The sequence below is a fragment of the Azohydromonas australica DSM 1124 genome, assembly GCF_000430725.1.
Taxonomy (GTDB): Bacteria; Pseudomonadota; Gammaproteobacteria; order Burkholderiales; family Burkholderiaceae_C; genus Azohydromonas; species Azohydromonas australica.
Genome location: NZ_AUMO01000044.1, coordinates 22,601 through 37,127, shown reverse-complemented (window position 1 = coordinate 37,127; position 14,527 = coordinate 22,601). Strand labels below are relative to the sequence as shown.

Below are 14,527 nucleotides of genomic sequence, written 5' to 3'. Positions count from 1 at the left end.
CCCCTTGAACATCCTGCCGACCGCCTCCCAGGAGAGCGCCCGACCATGAGCAGCTACAAGATCTACCCGTCCATCGGCGTGGCCCGCGTGGGCAACGCGCCCGAGAAGTTCTACATCGGCCCCGAGACCTACCGCGGGCTGCCCATCAACCCCGACGGCCGTCCCTTCACCGAGGACGACTTCCGCGACGCCGACGGCAGGCTGTGCCGCCAGGCGGCGCGCTTCAGGATCTACCGCGACACCGACCAGGGCCCGCAGGAGGTGACGCTGGACTCGCCCGACGTGGCCGCCATCGAGTGGACCGCGCACGTGGCCAACAAGAAGCCCAGCTGGTACGAGTTCCAGACCAACCGCGGCGAGAACGGCTATGCCAGCAACCAGCCGCTGCGCAACAGCGACGTGCAGAACCGCCACGAGCTGATCATCGACCCGGGCCCGCGCAGCATCGGCGGCGCCTCCTCTGGGCCGGAGCCCTTCAGCCGCAGCACCGTGCCCTCGGGCTACGAGGGCGGCCACTTCCCGCCGCCGGGCCTGTTGCCGGCGGGCAATGACATCGACACCCTGGGCGAGCTGCGCACCGACGCGCAGGGCCGGCTGCTGTTCCTGGGCGGCCTGGGCCACTCGGGCACGCTCGACAGCGACCCGCAGCTGCCGGCCTACGCCAACAACGACGGCTGGTGGGACGACACCTCCGACGGCCCGCTGAGCGCGGTGGTGGTGCTCAAGGACGGCACCTGCATCGACTGCGGCACGGCCTGGGTGATCGTGGCGCCGCCGGCCTACGCGCCCGAGATTCCCAACCTCGTGACGCTGTGGGACACCATCTTCGACACCGCGGTGCGCGCCGGCCAGTGCCCCGAGCTGTGCACCGGCGGCCTGTGGCGCAGCGGCCCGCAGGGCTACCGGCCCAACTTCCGCACCGAGATCGGCCCGCTGCTGGAGCGCGCCGCGACCTTCCCATGGGTGGCCGCCATCCCGCCCAAGGCGCACCGCTTCGACATGCAGCGCCTGGCGGCGGTGCCCAGTTCGCCGGCGGAGGACGAGAACCGCGGGCTGCGCACGTGGATCCTGCAGGTGCTGCGCGCGCCGGCGCAGGAGAACCAGATCGTGGACCAGAGCGGCCGGACCATGATGCCGTACCTCGCCGGCGACAACGCCCTGCTGCCCGACACGCTGGTCTCCAAGTACCTGCGCCTGACCGACACGCAGTACTTCTTCCTGCAGCAGTGGGCCGAGGGCTGGTTCGTCGACGAGGACGAGCAGGGCGGCGACCCGGGCCTCGCGCTCACGCGCGCGGTGCTGGAGAACTGCGTGGGCGGCGCCTTCTCGCCCGGCATCGAGATGAGCTGGATCTCGCGCAACGCCGCCATCTACCAGGACGATGACCCGCTGCGCATCAACGCCGACATGCCGGCCAACGGCCCGCTGCGGCTGGACTTCAACCCCGCGCGCATGCAGCCCGGCGACGTCAGCCGCTACATGGCCATCCCCTGGCAGGCGGACTTCAACGAGTGCTCCTCGCAGAACATCGGCCCGCGCGTGCTGTGGTGGTGGCCGGCGCAGCGGCCGGAGTACGTGTACCTGGACCCCACGCGAGCGCAGCGCGCCGCCATCGGCGAGCCCGAGCCCACGCTCGCCACCGGCGGGCAGGTGGCCTGGGTGGGCACGGACTTCGACCAGAAGCGCGACGACTACGTGGCCTTCGCCGACAACGTGCAGATGGTCCAGTACTGGTGGCGGCTGGGCTTCGTGATGCGCAAGGACACGGGCGGCACGCCGCCGGTGCGCTACGTGGAGGTGGCGCGCGACCTGCCGCGCCCGTTCTTCCCGCCCAGCGACAGCGAGGCATGAGCACTGCCGCCGCGCTGGACGTGCTGATCGTGGGCGCGGGCCCGGCGGGCTGCGCCACGGCGCTGGCGCTGCGCCAGGCCGGCGTGCGGCGCGTGGCGCTGCTGGAGTCGCGGCCCAAGGCCGCGGCGCCCGGCTGGCGCCTGGGCGAGAGTGCCACGCCCGACGTGCCGGGCCTGCTGGAGCGCCTGGGCCTGGCCTGGCCGGCAGGCCACCGGCCCTGCCTGGGCAATGCCTCGGCCTGGGGCCAGGCGCTGTGGCTGGACGACTTCGCCCGCCGCCGCCTGCCCCCGGCCTGGCACGTGGACCGCGAGCTGCTCGACGAGCAGTTGCGCGGCGCGGCGGTCCAGTCGGGGGCGCTGCTGCTGCGCGGCCATGCGCTGGACGCGGTGCGGCGCCTGGAGCCGGGCTGGCAGGTCGAGCTGCGCGCCGGCGCGGACGGCGAGCGGCCCGGGGCGGCGACCCGGCTGGGCGCACGGCTGCTGGTGGACGCCAGTGGCCGAGCGGCGGTGCTGGCGCGGTGCCTGGGGGCGCAGCGCCAGGCGGTGGACCGGCAAGTGGCGCTGGCCTCGCCCTGGCCGGGGGCCGAGCCCGCGGGCGGCTGGCCCGCGCCCGGGCCGGCGCATCCGCTGCACCAGCGGGTGCTGGTGGAGGCCGTGCCCGAAGGCTGGTGGACCGCCGCGCCGGATGCGCTGGGCCGGCCGCAGCTGGCGCTGATGACCGATGCCGACCTCACCCCGGCGCTGCGCGCGCCGCAGGCGTGGTGGGCGGCGCTGCGCCGCAGCCGGGCGCTGTGGCCGGCGCTGGCGCCCTGGGCCCCGCCCGAGATGGCGCCCGAGGGGTTGCGGCCGCGGCCCTGCGCGGCCCATGCCGCCTGCCTGGACCGCGTCGCCGGCCCCGGCTGGCTGGCCCTGGGCGACGCCATGATGAGCCTGGACCCGCTCACCTCCTCGGGCCTGTCGGGCTCGCTGCGCGACGCCTGGGAGGCCTGCCACGGGGTGCTGCTGCCGTGGCTGGCCGGCCAGGACGCCGCGCCGCCCGGACGGGCCTGGGGCTGGCGCGCCCGCAGCGCCTGGGAAGCTTTCCTGCGCGAGCGCCGCGAGCGCCATGCGCAGGCGGCCCAGTGGCCGCAGATGCCGTACTGGCAGCGGCGGCTGCCGCCGCCGCACGCCGCCCCGTGGGGCGAGACGGCGGTGCCGCCCGCCCTCAGTTCGCCGCGAAGCAGTAGAACAGCCCCGCACCCCCTGTCGCCTTGAGCGCGTCCTGGCTGCAGCCGCGCGTGGGGTGCGAGGTGTTCCAGGACTTGGCCGCCGCGCTGTCGTCCAGCCCGGTGCGGTCGTGGTGGCCGACCATGGCGGCGCCTTCGCCGCTGTGGGTCCAGTTGCGGCAGCTCATGTCGTTGCCTCCGGCGGGGTAGGCAGTGCCGTCGGCCTGGGAGCCGGTGAGGACGTCGTGCATGTTGGGCGTGTCGCCCCGGCCGCGCACGGTGTCGCCCTTCTCGGTCAGCGCCGTGTCTTTGGTGATGCGGTTGTCCTGGTGCAGTTGCGCCACGCTCTCGGCGATGACCACGCCGCGCGCGTTGCGCCAGGGGCCGGTGCCGATGCGGTCGCGCGCGTTCACGGCCGGCGTGCCGCTTTCGGCGCTGGTGCTGAGGTAGGCGCGCCAAGTGCGGCCGCCGGCGCCCACGTCCTCGGCCAGGGCCTGGCAGTGCTTGTCCGCGCCGGCCAGGCCGCCCAGGTCCGCGCCGCGGCCCAGCCCGGTGCTGGTGACGAAGAATCCCAGCTGCGACCCCGGCGACGCGCCGGGCTGCTGCGCCGAGGTGCAGGCAGACAGGAGGGCGGCGCACAGGGGCAGCAGCGTCTTCATCGTCATGGCGGGCATTTGGGGTCTCCTCGGGGCAGTGGACACAGGGCAGGCAAGGTAGCGCAGCCGCCGCGCCGCGGCCACCGGCGGCGCTTGGGGCATGCTGGCCGTGTACGTTCGAAACCCCCTCACGCTTCCCTCGCCAGTTTCCGCATGCGTTCCGACCCGCCCTCCGAGCCGCCCGGCGCCACCGCCGAGGCCTGGTTCGCCGCCCAGGGCTGGACGCCCTTTGCCTTCCAGCGCGAGGTGTGGGCCGCAATGGCCGCGGGCGAGAGCGGCCTGCTGCACGCCACCACCGGCTCCGGCAAGACCTACGCCGTGTGGCTCGGCGCGCTGGCGCGGCGCAGCGCGGCGGCGGGGCTGCAGGTGCTGTGGATCACGCCCATGCGCGCGCTGGCCAGCGACACGGCCCAGGCGCTGGCACGTCCGCTGCCCGACGTGGCGCCCGGCTTCGGGCTGGCGCAGCGCACGGGCGACACCACCGCGGCCGAGCGCCAGCGCCAGGAGCGCCAGCGTCCCCAGGCGCTGGTGACCACGCCCGAGTCGCTGAGCCTGCTGCTCACGCGCGCCGATGCCGAGGCCGAGCTGCGCCACGTGCACACCGTGGTGGTGGACGAGTGGCACGAGCTCATCGGCAGCAAGCGCGGCGTGCAGGTGCAGCTGGCGCTGGCACGGCTGCGGCGCTGGAACCCGCGGCTGCTGACCTGGGGCCTGAGCGCGACGCTGGGCAACCTGGAGGAGGCGATGTCCACCCTGGCCGGCACCGGCGGCGCCCGGCTGGTGCAGGGCCGCATCGACAAGCGGCTGGTGATCGACACGCTGCTGCCCGAGGCCCCGGCGCGCTTCTCCTGGCCCGGCCAGCTCGGCCTGCGCATGCTGGACGCGGTGGTGCGCGAGATCGAGCCGGCGGGCACCTGCCTCGTGTTCACCAACGTGCGCTCGCAAAGCGAGATCTGGTACCAGCGCCTGCTGGAGGCGCGGCCGGACTGGGCCGGCGCCATCGCGCTGCACCACGGCTCGCTGGACCGGTCGCTGCGCGAGTGGGTGGAGCAGGGGCTCAAGGAGGGGCGGCTCAAGGTGGTGGTGGCGACCTCCTCGCTGGACCTGGGCGTGGACTTCCTGCCGGTGGAGCGGGTGCTGCAGATCGGCAGCCCCAAGGGCGTGGCGCGGCTGCTGCAGCGCGCGGGGCGTTCCGGCCACGCGCCCGGGCGCGCCAGCCGCGCCACGCTGGTGCCCACGCAACTGTTCGAGCTGCTGGAGGCGGCTGCGCTGCGCCGCGCTGCCCAGGCCGGCGCCATCGAGGCGCGGCGCAGCCCGCGCAAGCCGATGGACGTGCTGGTGCAGCACCTGGTGACAGTGGCGCTGGGCGGCGGCTTCGAGGCCGAGCCGCTGCCCGGCGGCGGCTGGGGCGCGCCGGCGCTGTTCGAGGAAGTGCGCGGCGCCCCGGCCTACCGCGATCTCACGCGCGAGGAGTTCGACTGGGCCCTGGCTTTCGCAGGGCAGGGCGGCACGAGCTTGGCGGCGTACCCGCAGTACCACCGGCTGCAGGTGGTGGACGGGCGTTTCCGCGTCACGGACCGCGGCATCGCGCACCGGCACCGGCTGCAGGTCGGGACCATCGTGTCCGAGACCACCATGCGGCTGCGCATGCTGGGCGGTGCTGCGCTGGGCACGGTCGACGAGAGCTTCATATCGCGCCTGGCGCCGGGCGATTGCTTCTGGTTCGGCGGGCGGCTGCTGGAATTCGTGCGGGTGCGCGAGCTCACGGCCTACGTGACGCGGGCCACGAAGAAGAGCGGGCGCATCCCGGTGTGGTCCGGCACGCGCATGGCGCTGTCCGACGAGCTGGCGAACGCCCTGCGCGAATTGCTGCACGAGGCGGCGCGGGGCGAATTCAGCGAGCCGGAAATGCGCGCGGCGCGGCCGATGCTGGAATTGCAGGCCGGTGTTTCCCGGTTGCCCGGACCGGAGGAATTGCTGGTCGAGCGCCACCGCTCGCGGGAGGGCCACCACTTGTGGATTTACCCCTTCGCCGGCGGCCCGGTGCACCTGGGCTTGGCGGGATTGTTGGCCTGGCGGCTGGCGCAGGTGGAAGCCAATACCTTCTCGCTGGCGGTCAACGAATACGGGCTGGAATTGCTGAGCGCGCGCCCGCTGGACTTGGCCCCGCTGCTGGGCGGCTCGATATTCGCCGCCGAGCGGCTGGAGGCGGATTTGCTGGCCAGCCTGGACGCGCGGCAGCTGGCGCAGCGGCGCTTCAGGGAAATTGCGCGCGTGGCGGGGCTGGTATTCGGCGGCTATCCAGGTGCGGCCAAGAGCGCGCGGCAATTGCAGGCGTCGAGTGGGCTGTTCTACGACGTGTTCCGCCAATATGACCCGGACAACCTGCTGCTGGCGCAGGCGCGCAACGAGGCGCTGGCGCAGGAGCTGGAAATAGGGCGGCTGGAGGCGACGCTGCGCCGGCTGGCGGCGCAGCGGGTGCTGCTGGTGGAATTGAAGGAGCCCAGCCCCCTGGCCGTGCCGCTGATGGTGGAGCGCTGGCGCGAGCAGCTCAGCAACGAGAAACTGGCGCAGCGGCTGGCGCGGATATTGGGCGAGCCGGATGCGGGCTGATTCCAGGCCCTGGAATTCGCAAATACCTCCGTCATGCCCGCGAAGGCGGGCATCCACGAGCCACGCGGTGCAGCCCGGCAGGCGTGGACACCCGCCTTCGCGGGTGTGACGGGTTCCTTGTTGTTCCGCTGTAGCGGTTTTGTATGAGCGCCGAAATCAAATACACGGCGGCCGGCCGCAGCCCATGGATTCCAGCCGCGCCTGCAGGTTGTGGATGCGGTCGCGATGCTGGCTGACCTGCAGGGTGGCCTCGCTGCGCTTTCCCTCCAGGGCGGCGATGCGCTGGGCGAGGTCCGCTTCCTTGTCGGTCAGCACCAAGACTTGATCCCGGTAATGGGCGCCGCGGCTCTTTTCATATTCCGCGCCCTGGGCCTTGATGTCCTCGCGCAGGATCTTGGCTTCCGTGCCCAGCCTTTCCAGTGCGCGGTCGGTGTTGTCGATCAGCGCCCTGAGCTGGCTGTAGCGGGTGGCGGCCGCTTCCATGTCATGCACGGTCTGCAGCCGCTCGGCCTGGTCGAAATCGCAGGCCGCAAGTAGCAGGGGCAGTAGTGCGATCAGCAATTGTTTTTTCATGGTCATTTGCTCCGGCGTTGGGGCAAAGGTAAATGCCGGGCATCTGATGGCCTGCTGCGCCAGATCAAGGTCCGGGAGTTGGCGGCGGCTTGCTTGCCTTGCGTGTCTTTTTTCTTGGCGCCGGACTGGCCGGTGAAGGACTTCAGCGCACCAGGACCTGCACCTGCTCCAGCCTGAGCGCGATGTCGCTGAACAGGGTATTGATCAGCTCGCCATAGGCCGTGCCCACGGTATTCGCCACGAAGACCGAAATCACGATCAGCAGCAGATATTCCTTGATGGCATTCATGGCGCGGTCCTGGAGGCGCCGGCGGCGCGGCGCAGTGGTGAGGACTTGTTTATGCGCCTATTGAGAAAATTCCACGAGGGGCTCGCGGCCACAATGAGGCCGTGGCGTGGAAGGCTGCACGAAAATGAAACGGCGCCCGTGGGCGCCGTTCTAGGGAGGGGCTTGCCATGTCTGTGGCGGCAGCGGCTTGCTGGGCGTCAGGGGGGTATTCCCTGGGATTGCCGATGCTGGTCGGCCGTCAGAAAGTGGCCGGATCGGCACGCCATCGAAGGCTGCGCCACGGGTATGGAAAGCCCGCGTTCAATTCATCAAGACACAGGGGGCAAGAACTCGGATCGTTCACTGAGATCTATCGTGCCCCGGATTTTCAGGAGTGGTCCGTTTACTCGAAGTTTCGATGAGAGCCTCCTTTCCGATGTATTGCCTGGAGCGGTGCCGCCTTACTGCATCGCGGCGCCGTGGATGTATTTATGCCCAATCACAGGACGAACGGGTAGAGGCCAAAATGGGAATTGGCCGGACGCCGTGCATTACTGCGCACAACAGGCCGCTCCCGCCTGGCGTCCCCTGGGCGGCCCACGGGCGCCCGGCTATGGTGGGGAGTTCACCTGCCCAGGAGCCGTCCTGCCGCCGTTCCAGCGCCGTTCGTCTGCCATGCCCGCTACGGACAAGCCCCGTTCGCCGCCGCTCGCGCTCCTGGTGCTCGTGCTGGGGCTGGCGCTGAGCCTGGGTGCGGCGTGGTACGTGCAGGAGTCGGCCCGCACGCGCACGCGGCTGGATTTCGAGTCGCGCGCGCGCATCGTGGCGGAGGTGGTGGAGCGGCGCGTGGACGGCTGGGCCGAGGTGCTGCGCGGCGTGCGCGGGCTGTTCCTGGCCTCCGACGGGGTCACGCGCGACGAGTTCAGGCGCCTGGCGCAGCAGCTGGAGCTGCCGCAGCGCCACCCGGGCTTCCGCGCGCTGCGCTTCGTGCGCTACCTCGCGGCCGAGGACCGCTTTGCCTTCGAAGCCCTGGTGCGCGGCGACGCCAGCGTGCGGCCGCAGGGCTATCCGGACTTTGCGATCCGCCCGCCGGGCGACCGCGACGACTACTACGTCGTCGACTACCTCGAACCCCTGGAAGGCAACGAGACCATGCTCGGCTTCGACATCGCCGCGTCGCCGGAGCGCCGCCGCGGGCTGGAGGAGGCGCGCGACAACGGCCGCCTCGTCGCCTCGGCGTGGTCCAACCTGGTGCAGGAGCCCAACCCCCGGCCTTCGCTGGTGCTGCGCGAGCCGGTGTACCGCCCGCTCATGCCGCTGGAGACACTGGAGCAGCGCCGCGCTGCCTTCCTGGGCACGGCCGAGGTGGTGCTGCGCATGAGCGACTTCATCGACGCCACGCTGGGCGGCGAACTGCTGCAGGGCATGGACCTGCGGCTGTATGACCTGGGCCCCGCCGGCCACGAGGCCTTGCCCTCGCGCATCAACCTGCTCTACGACGGCCAGCAGGCCGTGCCGGCGCACGTGGCGGCCGAGACGGCCCTGCTGATGCAGTCGCTGCGCGTGAACGTGGGCGGCCGGGTGTGGCTGCTGCACCTGCGCCAGCCGCTCGACTCGGCCGTGGAGCCCGCCGCGGTGCTGGTGCTGCTCGGCGGCACGCTGGCGAGCCTGCTGCTGTTCCGGCTGCTGCGGCTGCAGCACCGGGTGCGCGCCGAGCTGGCCTCGCGCGTGGCGGCGCGCACCGCCGAGCTCGCCACTGCCAACGCCGCACTGCGGGCCAGCGAGCAGCGGCTGGAGCTGGCGCTGGCCGGCGCCGACCTGGGGCTGTGGGACTGGAACGTCGCCACCGGCACCCTGGCCTGGAACGCGCGCTGGCTGGCCATGCGCGGCTGCAGCGCGACCGAGCTGCTGCCCAGCGTGGCGAGCTGGAAGGGCCTGGTGCACCCCGAGGACCGCGAGGCGATGCAGGCGGCGCTGCAGGCGCACCTGGACGGCCGCAGCGCCGCCTACGTGGCCGAGTACCGGGTGGGCACCGGCGCGGGCCCCTGGCGCTGGGTGCTGGACGTCGGCCGCGTGGTGGAGCGCGACGCGCAAGGGCGCGCACTGCGCATGGCCGGCACCAACCTCGACATCAGCGAGCGCAAGCATGCCGAGGAGGACCGCGCCGCGCGCGAGGCCGCCGAGCGTGCCAGCCGCGCCAAGAGCGAGTTCCTGGCGCGCACCAGCCACGAGCTGCGCACGCCGCTCAACGCCATCCTGGGCTTCGCGCAGATGATGCAGCTCGACGCGCGCTCGCCGCTGCCTGCGGCGCAGGCGCAGCGGCTGCAGCGCATCCAGGGCGCGGGCGAGCACCTGCTGACGATGATCAACGAGATGCTGGACCTCACCGGCATCGAGGCGGGCAGCGTGCGCCTGACGCTGGAGCCCGTGGCGCTGGCGCCGCTGGTGCTGTCCTGCCTGGACGCGCTGGAGCCGATGGCGCGCGCCGCCGAGGTCAAGCTCGACACCGAGATCGCGCTCGACACCGGGCTCGGCGGCGCGGCCGGGCAGGTGCAGGCCGATGCCACGCGGCTGCGCGAGGTGCTGCTCAACCTGCTGAGCAACGCCGTCAAGTACAACCGCCGCGGCGGCTGGGTGCGGCTGGCGGTGCGCGCCGCCGGCCCTGGGCGCGTGGCCATCGCCGTGGAGGACTCGGGCCCGGGCCTCAGCGACGCGCAGCTCGGCCAGCTGTTCCAGCCCTTCAACCGCCTGGGCGCGGAGCGCACGGGCATCGAGGGCACGGGCCTGGGACTGGTGATCTCGCAGCGCCTGGCGCAGCTCATGCACGGCAGCCTGCGCGCGGGCCGGGGCGGAGAGGGCGGCAGCGTGTTCACGCTGGAGCTGCCCGTGGCACAGGAGGACGCGCCGGCGCCCTTGCCGTCCCCGGCCCCCGCACCCGCCCCCGCGCCGCTGCCCGAGGCTGCCGCTGGAGCGGCCCCGGTGCCCGCACCCACGGCCGTCGCCGCGATGCCGGCCGCCAGCGCGGCGCCGCTGGTGCTCTACATCGAGGACGAGCCGGTCAACGCGCTGCTGGTGGAGCACATCATGGCGCTGCGGCCGCAGTGCCGGCTGCGCATCGCGGAGGACGGCGAATCGGGCCTGGCGCTGGCGCGCAGCGAGCTGCCGGCGCTGGTGCTCATCGACCTGAACCTGCCCGACATGAGCGGCCACGAGGTGCTGGCACGGCTGCGTGCCGACCCGCGCACGCGAGGCCTGTGCTGCATCGCGCTGACGGCCGACGCCATGCCCGACAACGTCGAGCGCGCCCGCAGCAGCGGCTTCGACGGCTTCTGGAGCAAGCCCATCGAGATTCAGGCCTTCCTGCAGCGGCTGGACGAGCTGCTGGCGCGGGAGGAGCGCCGAGCGGTGCGGGACGTGGAGCAAGCCGGGTGAGCCACCGCCGCGCGGCACGGGTAGCAGCGGGCCGCCTGCACCGGCTGCAACCGGCGCTGCTGGCCGCCGGGCTGCTTTCCGCCAGGGGCATTGCGTCCCAGGCTGAGGAACGCGGTGCGGCGAGATCGCAACGTCATCACGGTTTCATGTAAACACGCGTAGCCGCCACCTGGGGGGTTCGGGCATGCTTCTCGCTCGGGTCTCCTTAAAGGACGCGCTCCGCGAGGGATGGATGGAGGGCAGCGCTGTCCGGGGGACCCGGAAGAAGTATTCATGACCGAGCTGCTGAATCTGCTGGCCGCCATTGCCCTGCTGGTATGGGGCACCTTCATCGTGCGCACCGGGGTGCTGCGCATGTTCGGCGAGAACTTGCGGTACGTGCTCGCGCGCGGCATGGGCTCGCGCCCATCGGCGCTGCTGGCGGGCATGGGCGTGACGATGCTGCTGCAGTCGGGCACCGCCACCTGCATGCTCATGGCCTCCTTCGTCGGGCGGCAGCTGGTGCCGACCTCGGCGGCGCTGGCGGTGATGCTGGGTGCCGACATGGGCTCCAGCCTCATGACGGTGTTCTTCTCCTTCGACCTGTCGTGGCTGTCGCCGCTGCTGATCTTCGTCGGCGTGGTGATGTTCATATCGCGCGAGAAGAGCGTCACCGGGCGCCTGGGCCGCGTGCTCATCGGCCTGGGGCTGATCACGCTGGCGCTGCACCTGATCATGCAGAGCACGCACCCGCTGGTGGCCTCGCCGGTGGTGCGCACGCTGCTGGCCTCGCTGCCGCGCGAGGTGGCGCCGCAGCTGCTCATGGGCATGGTGCTGGCGGTGCTGTCCTACTCCAGCCTGGCGATCGTGCTGCTCACCGCCACGCTGGCGGCGCAGGGGCTGCTGGCGCCGCAGGTGGCGCTGGGCCTGGTGCTGGGCGCCAACCTCGGCAGCGGCGTGCTGGGCGTGCTCTCCACGCTGCGCGGCTCGGTGGCGACGCGGCGGCTGCCGGTGGGCAACCTGATGTTCAAGGTCGCGGGCTGCCTGATCGCGATGCCGCTGCTGCCGCAGATCCTGCCCTGGCTGCAGGCCAGTGCGCCCTCGGTGGCGCGCCAGGTGGTGCTGTTCCACCTGGGCTTCAACGTGGCGCTGGCGCTGCTGTTCGTGGGCGCCACGACGCTGCTGGCCCGCTGGCTGGAGCAGTGGCTCACCGAGCCGCCGGCCCCGGCGGCGCCGGCGCGTCCGCAGCACCTGGACCCGATGGCGCTGGAGACGCCCTCGCTGGCCATCACCTGCGCCGCGCGCGAGGCGCTGCACCAGGCCGACATCGTGGAGACCATGCTGCGCGGCATCGAGCCCGTGCTGCGCCACGACGACCTGGCGCTGGCGCAGCAGCTGCGCAAGATGGACGACACGGTGGACGCGCTGTACTCGGCCATCAAGTTCTACCTCACACAGATCTCGCGCGAGGCGCTGTCGGAGCGCGAGGGCCGGCGCTGGACCGACATCGTCTCCTTCACCATCAACATGGAGCAGATCGGCGACATCATCGAGCGCGTGCTGCAGGACATCGAGGACAAGAAGATCCGCAAGAAGCGCCGCCTCTCCGACGCCGGCATGGCCGAGATCGTGCACCTGCACCAGCGCCTGCTGCAGAACCTGCGCCTGGGCATGAGCGTGTTCCTCGACGGCAACGTGCACGACGCGCAGAAGCTGCTGGAGGAGAAGGCGCGCTTCCGCGCCCTGGAGCACGAGTACGCCGCCACGCACATCGTGCGGCTGCAGGCCAACACGCCCTACAGCATCGAGACCAGCAGCCTGCACCTGGACCTCATCAGCGACCTGAAGCGCATCAACTCGCACATCTGCTCCATTGCCTACCCGATCCTGGAGTCCGCCGGCGCGCTGGCCAACACGCGGCTGCGCCCCGCGACGCCGCTGCCGCAGGTGCAGCCGGCGCAGGACGCGCAGCAGCAGGGCTGAGAAACGGATGAAGGGCAGGGGCCGCGGTTGCGGCCTCAACGTGGCGGCCGCGAGGCCGCGCTCATGGGCGGCCTCAGCGCGGCGCGCGCCGCACCAGCGTGCTCTTGCCGAAGAGGCTCTGCACCATGTCCACGGCGACCTCGGCGGTGCGGTTGCGCACGTCCAGCGCCGGATTGAGCTCCATCACGTCCAGCGAGGCCAGGCGGCCGGTGTCGGCGATCATCTCCATGCACAGCTGCGCCTCGCGGTAGGTGGGGCCGCCCATGACGGTGGTGCCCACGCCGGGCGCGAAGGAGGGGTCGAGGAAGTCGACGTCGAAGCTCACGTGCAGGTGCGTGCTGGCGTCCATCGTCGCCAGGGCCAGCTCCATGGTGTGGCGCATGCTCATCTCGTCGATGTAGCGCATGTCGAACACCTCCAGCCCGGCGTCGTACAGCAGCTGCTTCTCGCCGGCGTCGACGCTGCGGATGCCGATCTGCTTGACCCACTTGGGGCTCACCGCCGGCACGTGGCCGCCGATCTCCACCAGCGGCTTCGGGCCGTAGCCGCACAGGCAGGCCACGGGCATGCCGTGGATGTTCCCGCTGGGCGTGATCTGGTCGGTGTTGAAGTCGGAGTGCGCATCGAGCCAGAGCACGCGCAGCTTCTGGCCGGTGTCGCGGCAGTGGCGCGCCACGGCGCTGATGGAGCCCAGCCCCAGGCAGTGGTCGCCGCCCAACAGGATCGGGAAGCAGCCCGCCTGCAGCTCCGCGTACACCGCCTCGTGCACCGCGCGGTTCCAGGCCAGCACCTCGTCGAAGTGACGGTAGCCCTCCACCGGCGGCAGCCAGGGGTTGGCCGGGCCGGTGAGGTTGCCGCGGTCCACCACGTCCAGGCCCATCTCGCCCAGCAGCGGGCCGATGCGCGCCACGCGCAGCGCCTCCGGGCCCATGCTGGCGCCGCGGGCGCCGGCGCCCACGTCGGTGGGCGCGCCGATGAGACTGACGTTGCGGTTCATGCGCGGCTCCTGCGTCGAACGGGTGGCGATCGATGGTGGGCAGCCGCCGTGCCGGCTGCCCGCCTGCTTCAGATGTCGTCGGCGAACTCGCCGGTCTGCGTCACGGGGGCGTCGAAGCCGTAGATCTCGGTCAGCCGCGCCCAGGCGTCTTCGGCGGTTTCGACGAAGTGGAACAGGTTCACGTCGTTGGGGCTGATCATGCCGGTCTCCACCAGCCAGTCGAAGTTGATGAGCTTGGTCCAGAACTCGCGCCCGAACAGCAGCACCGGGCGCGGGCGCGACTTGCCGGTCTGGATCAGCGTCAGCACCTCGAACAGCTCGTCGAGCGTGCCGAAGCCGCCGGGGAAGCACACCAGCGCGATGCTGCGCATGAGGAAGTGCATCTTGCGCAGCGCGAAGTAGTGGAACTGGAAGCACAGCTCCGGCGTGATGTACGGGTTGGGCGCCTGCTCGTGGGGCAGCACGATGTTGAGCCCGATGCTCTTGCCGTCCACCTCGAAGGCGCCGCGGTTGCCCGCCTCCATGACGCCGGGGCCGCCGCCGGTGACGACGTAGATCGGCGTGTCGTGCGAGCGCGAGCGCGTGGTCACCAGCGCCGCGAAGCGCCGCGCCTCGTCGTAGAAGCGGCTCATGAGCACACCCATCTCGGCGCGCCGCAGCGCCTGGGGCTCGCCCAGTTCGCGCGCGGCCTCCAGCCGCAGCTGCGCCTCCTCCGGCGGCAGCACGCGCGCGCTGCCGAAGATGACGATGGTCGACTCGATGCCCTGCTCGCGCTGCACCAGCTCGGGCTTGAGCAGCTCCAGCTGCATGCGCACCGGGCGCAGCTCCTCGCGCAGCAGGAAGGCCGTGTCGGTGAACGCCAGCCGGTAGGCGCTCTCGGGGCCGGCGTAGCGGGAGGCTTCAAGCTGCGACAGCGCTTCTTCCTCGGCCGTGGGGAAGTTGCGGGCAGTCAGGTCGGGGCGCTTTTCCAT

Annotated in this window: 10 protein-coding genes; 5 read left to right on the top strand and 5 right to left on the bottom strand. The window is 71.9% G+C overall.

The genetic code is table 11. The annotated features are described in order from the left end of the window. Window positions 1-45: 45 nt before the first annotated feature. Window positions 46-1,851 carry a LodA/GoxA family CTQ-dependent oxidase gene (locus H537_RS41730; RefSeq protein WP_043458379.1) on the top strand — a complete coding sequence of 602 codons (1,806 nt, stop codon included), beginning with the start codon at window positions 46-48 and terminating at the stop codon, window positions 1,849-1,851. After that, window positions 1,848-3,104, top strand: coding sequence for an NAD(P)/FAD-dependent oxidoreductase (locus tag H537_RS54880; protein ID WP_051242110.1), 1,257 nt, complete (start codon window positions 1,848-1,850; stop codon window positions 3,102-3,104). Before H537_RS41730 ends, H537_RS54880 begins: the two co-directional genes overlap by 4 nt. On the opposite strand, the gene H537_RS0107525 is transcribed toward H537_RS54880, so the two are convergent. Continuing rightward, entirely contained in the window at window positions 3,055-3,729 is a 675-nt protein-coding gene (locus H537_RS0107525) for a hypothetical protein (protein WP_156901521.1), read from the bottom strand. The two genes, H537_RS54880 and H537_RS0107525, sit on opposite strands and share 50 nt — an antisense overlap. Before the next feature lie 135 nt (window positions 3,730-3,864). Between H537_RS0107525 and H537_RS0107520 the strand changes: the two genes are divergently transcribed. After that, complete coding sequence (locus H537_RS0107520; RefSeq protein ID WP_028997410.1) at window positions 3,865-6,324, top strand: ligase-associated DNA damage response DEXH box helicase; 2,460 nt, start codon at window positions 3,865-3,867, stop codon at window positions 6,322-6,324. Window positions 6,325-6,480: 156 nt separating this feature from the next. Here H537_RS0107520 and H537_RS0107515 read toward each other — a convergent pair whose 3' ends face one another. Together H537_RS0107515 and H537_RS52445 are read right to left on the bottom strand one after the other, a co-directional pair. Beyond that, window positions 6,481-6,897, bottom strand: a complete 417-nt coding sequence (locus H537_RS0107515) for a hypothetical protein (RefSeq protein WP_156901519.1) — start codon at window positions 6,895-6,897, stop codon at window positions 6,481-6,483. A 142-nt stretch (window positions 6,898-7,039) separates the two neighbouring features. Beyond that, on the bottom strand, window positions 7,040-7,186 hold the full coding sequence (locus H537_RS52445; RefSeq protein ID WP_156901517.1) for a hypothetical protein: 147 nt from the start codon (window positions 7,184-7,186) through the stop codon (window positions 7,040-7,042). A 654-nt stretch (window positions 7,187-7,840) separates the two neighbouring features. Here H537_RS52445 and H537_RS48985 point away from each other — a divergent pair. Further along, a complete protein-coding gene (locus H537_RS48985) occupies window positions 7,841-10,597 on the top strand; it encodes a hybrid sensor histidine kinase/response regulator (RefSeq protein ID WP_051242108.1) in 2,757 nt (918 codons plus the stop codon). Between the two features lie 273 nt (window positions 10,598-10,870). Continuing rightward, entirely contained in the window at window positions 10,871-12,559 is a 1,689-nt protein-coding gene (locus H537_RS0107495; RefSeq protein ID WP_028997408.1) for a Na/Pi cotransporter family protein, read from the top strand. 73 nt (window positions 12,560-12,632) lie between these two features. Here H537_RS0107495 and rocF read toward each other — a convergent pair whose 3' ends face one another. Beyond that, window positions 12,633-13,556 carry an arginase gene (gene rocF, locus H537_RS0107490; RefSeq protein ID WP_028997407.1) on the bottom strand — a complete coding sequence of 308 codons (924 nt, stop codon included), beginning with the start codon at window positions 13,554-13,556 and terminating at the stop codon, window positions 12,633-12,635. A gap of 68 nt (window positions 13,557-13,624) precedes the next feature. Further along, on the bottom strand, window positions 13,625-14,527 hold the full coding sequence (locus H537_RS0107485) for an LOG family protein (protein WP_028997406.1): 903 nt from the start codon (window positions 14,525-14,527) through the stop codon (window positions 13,625-13,627).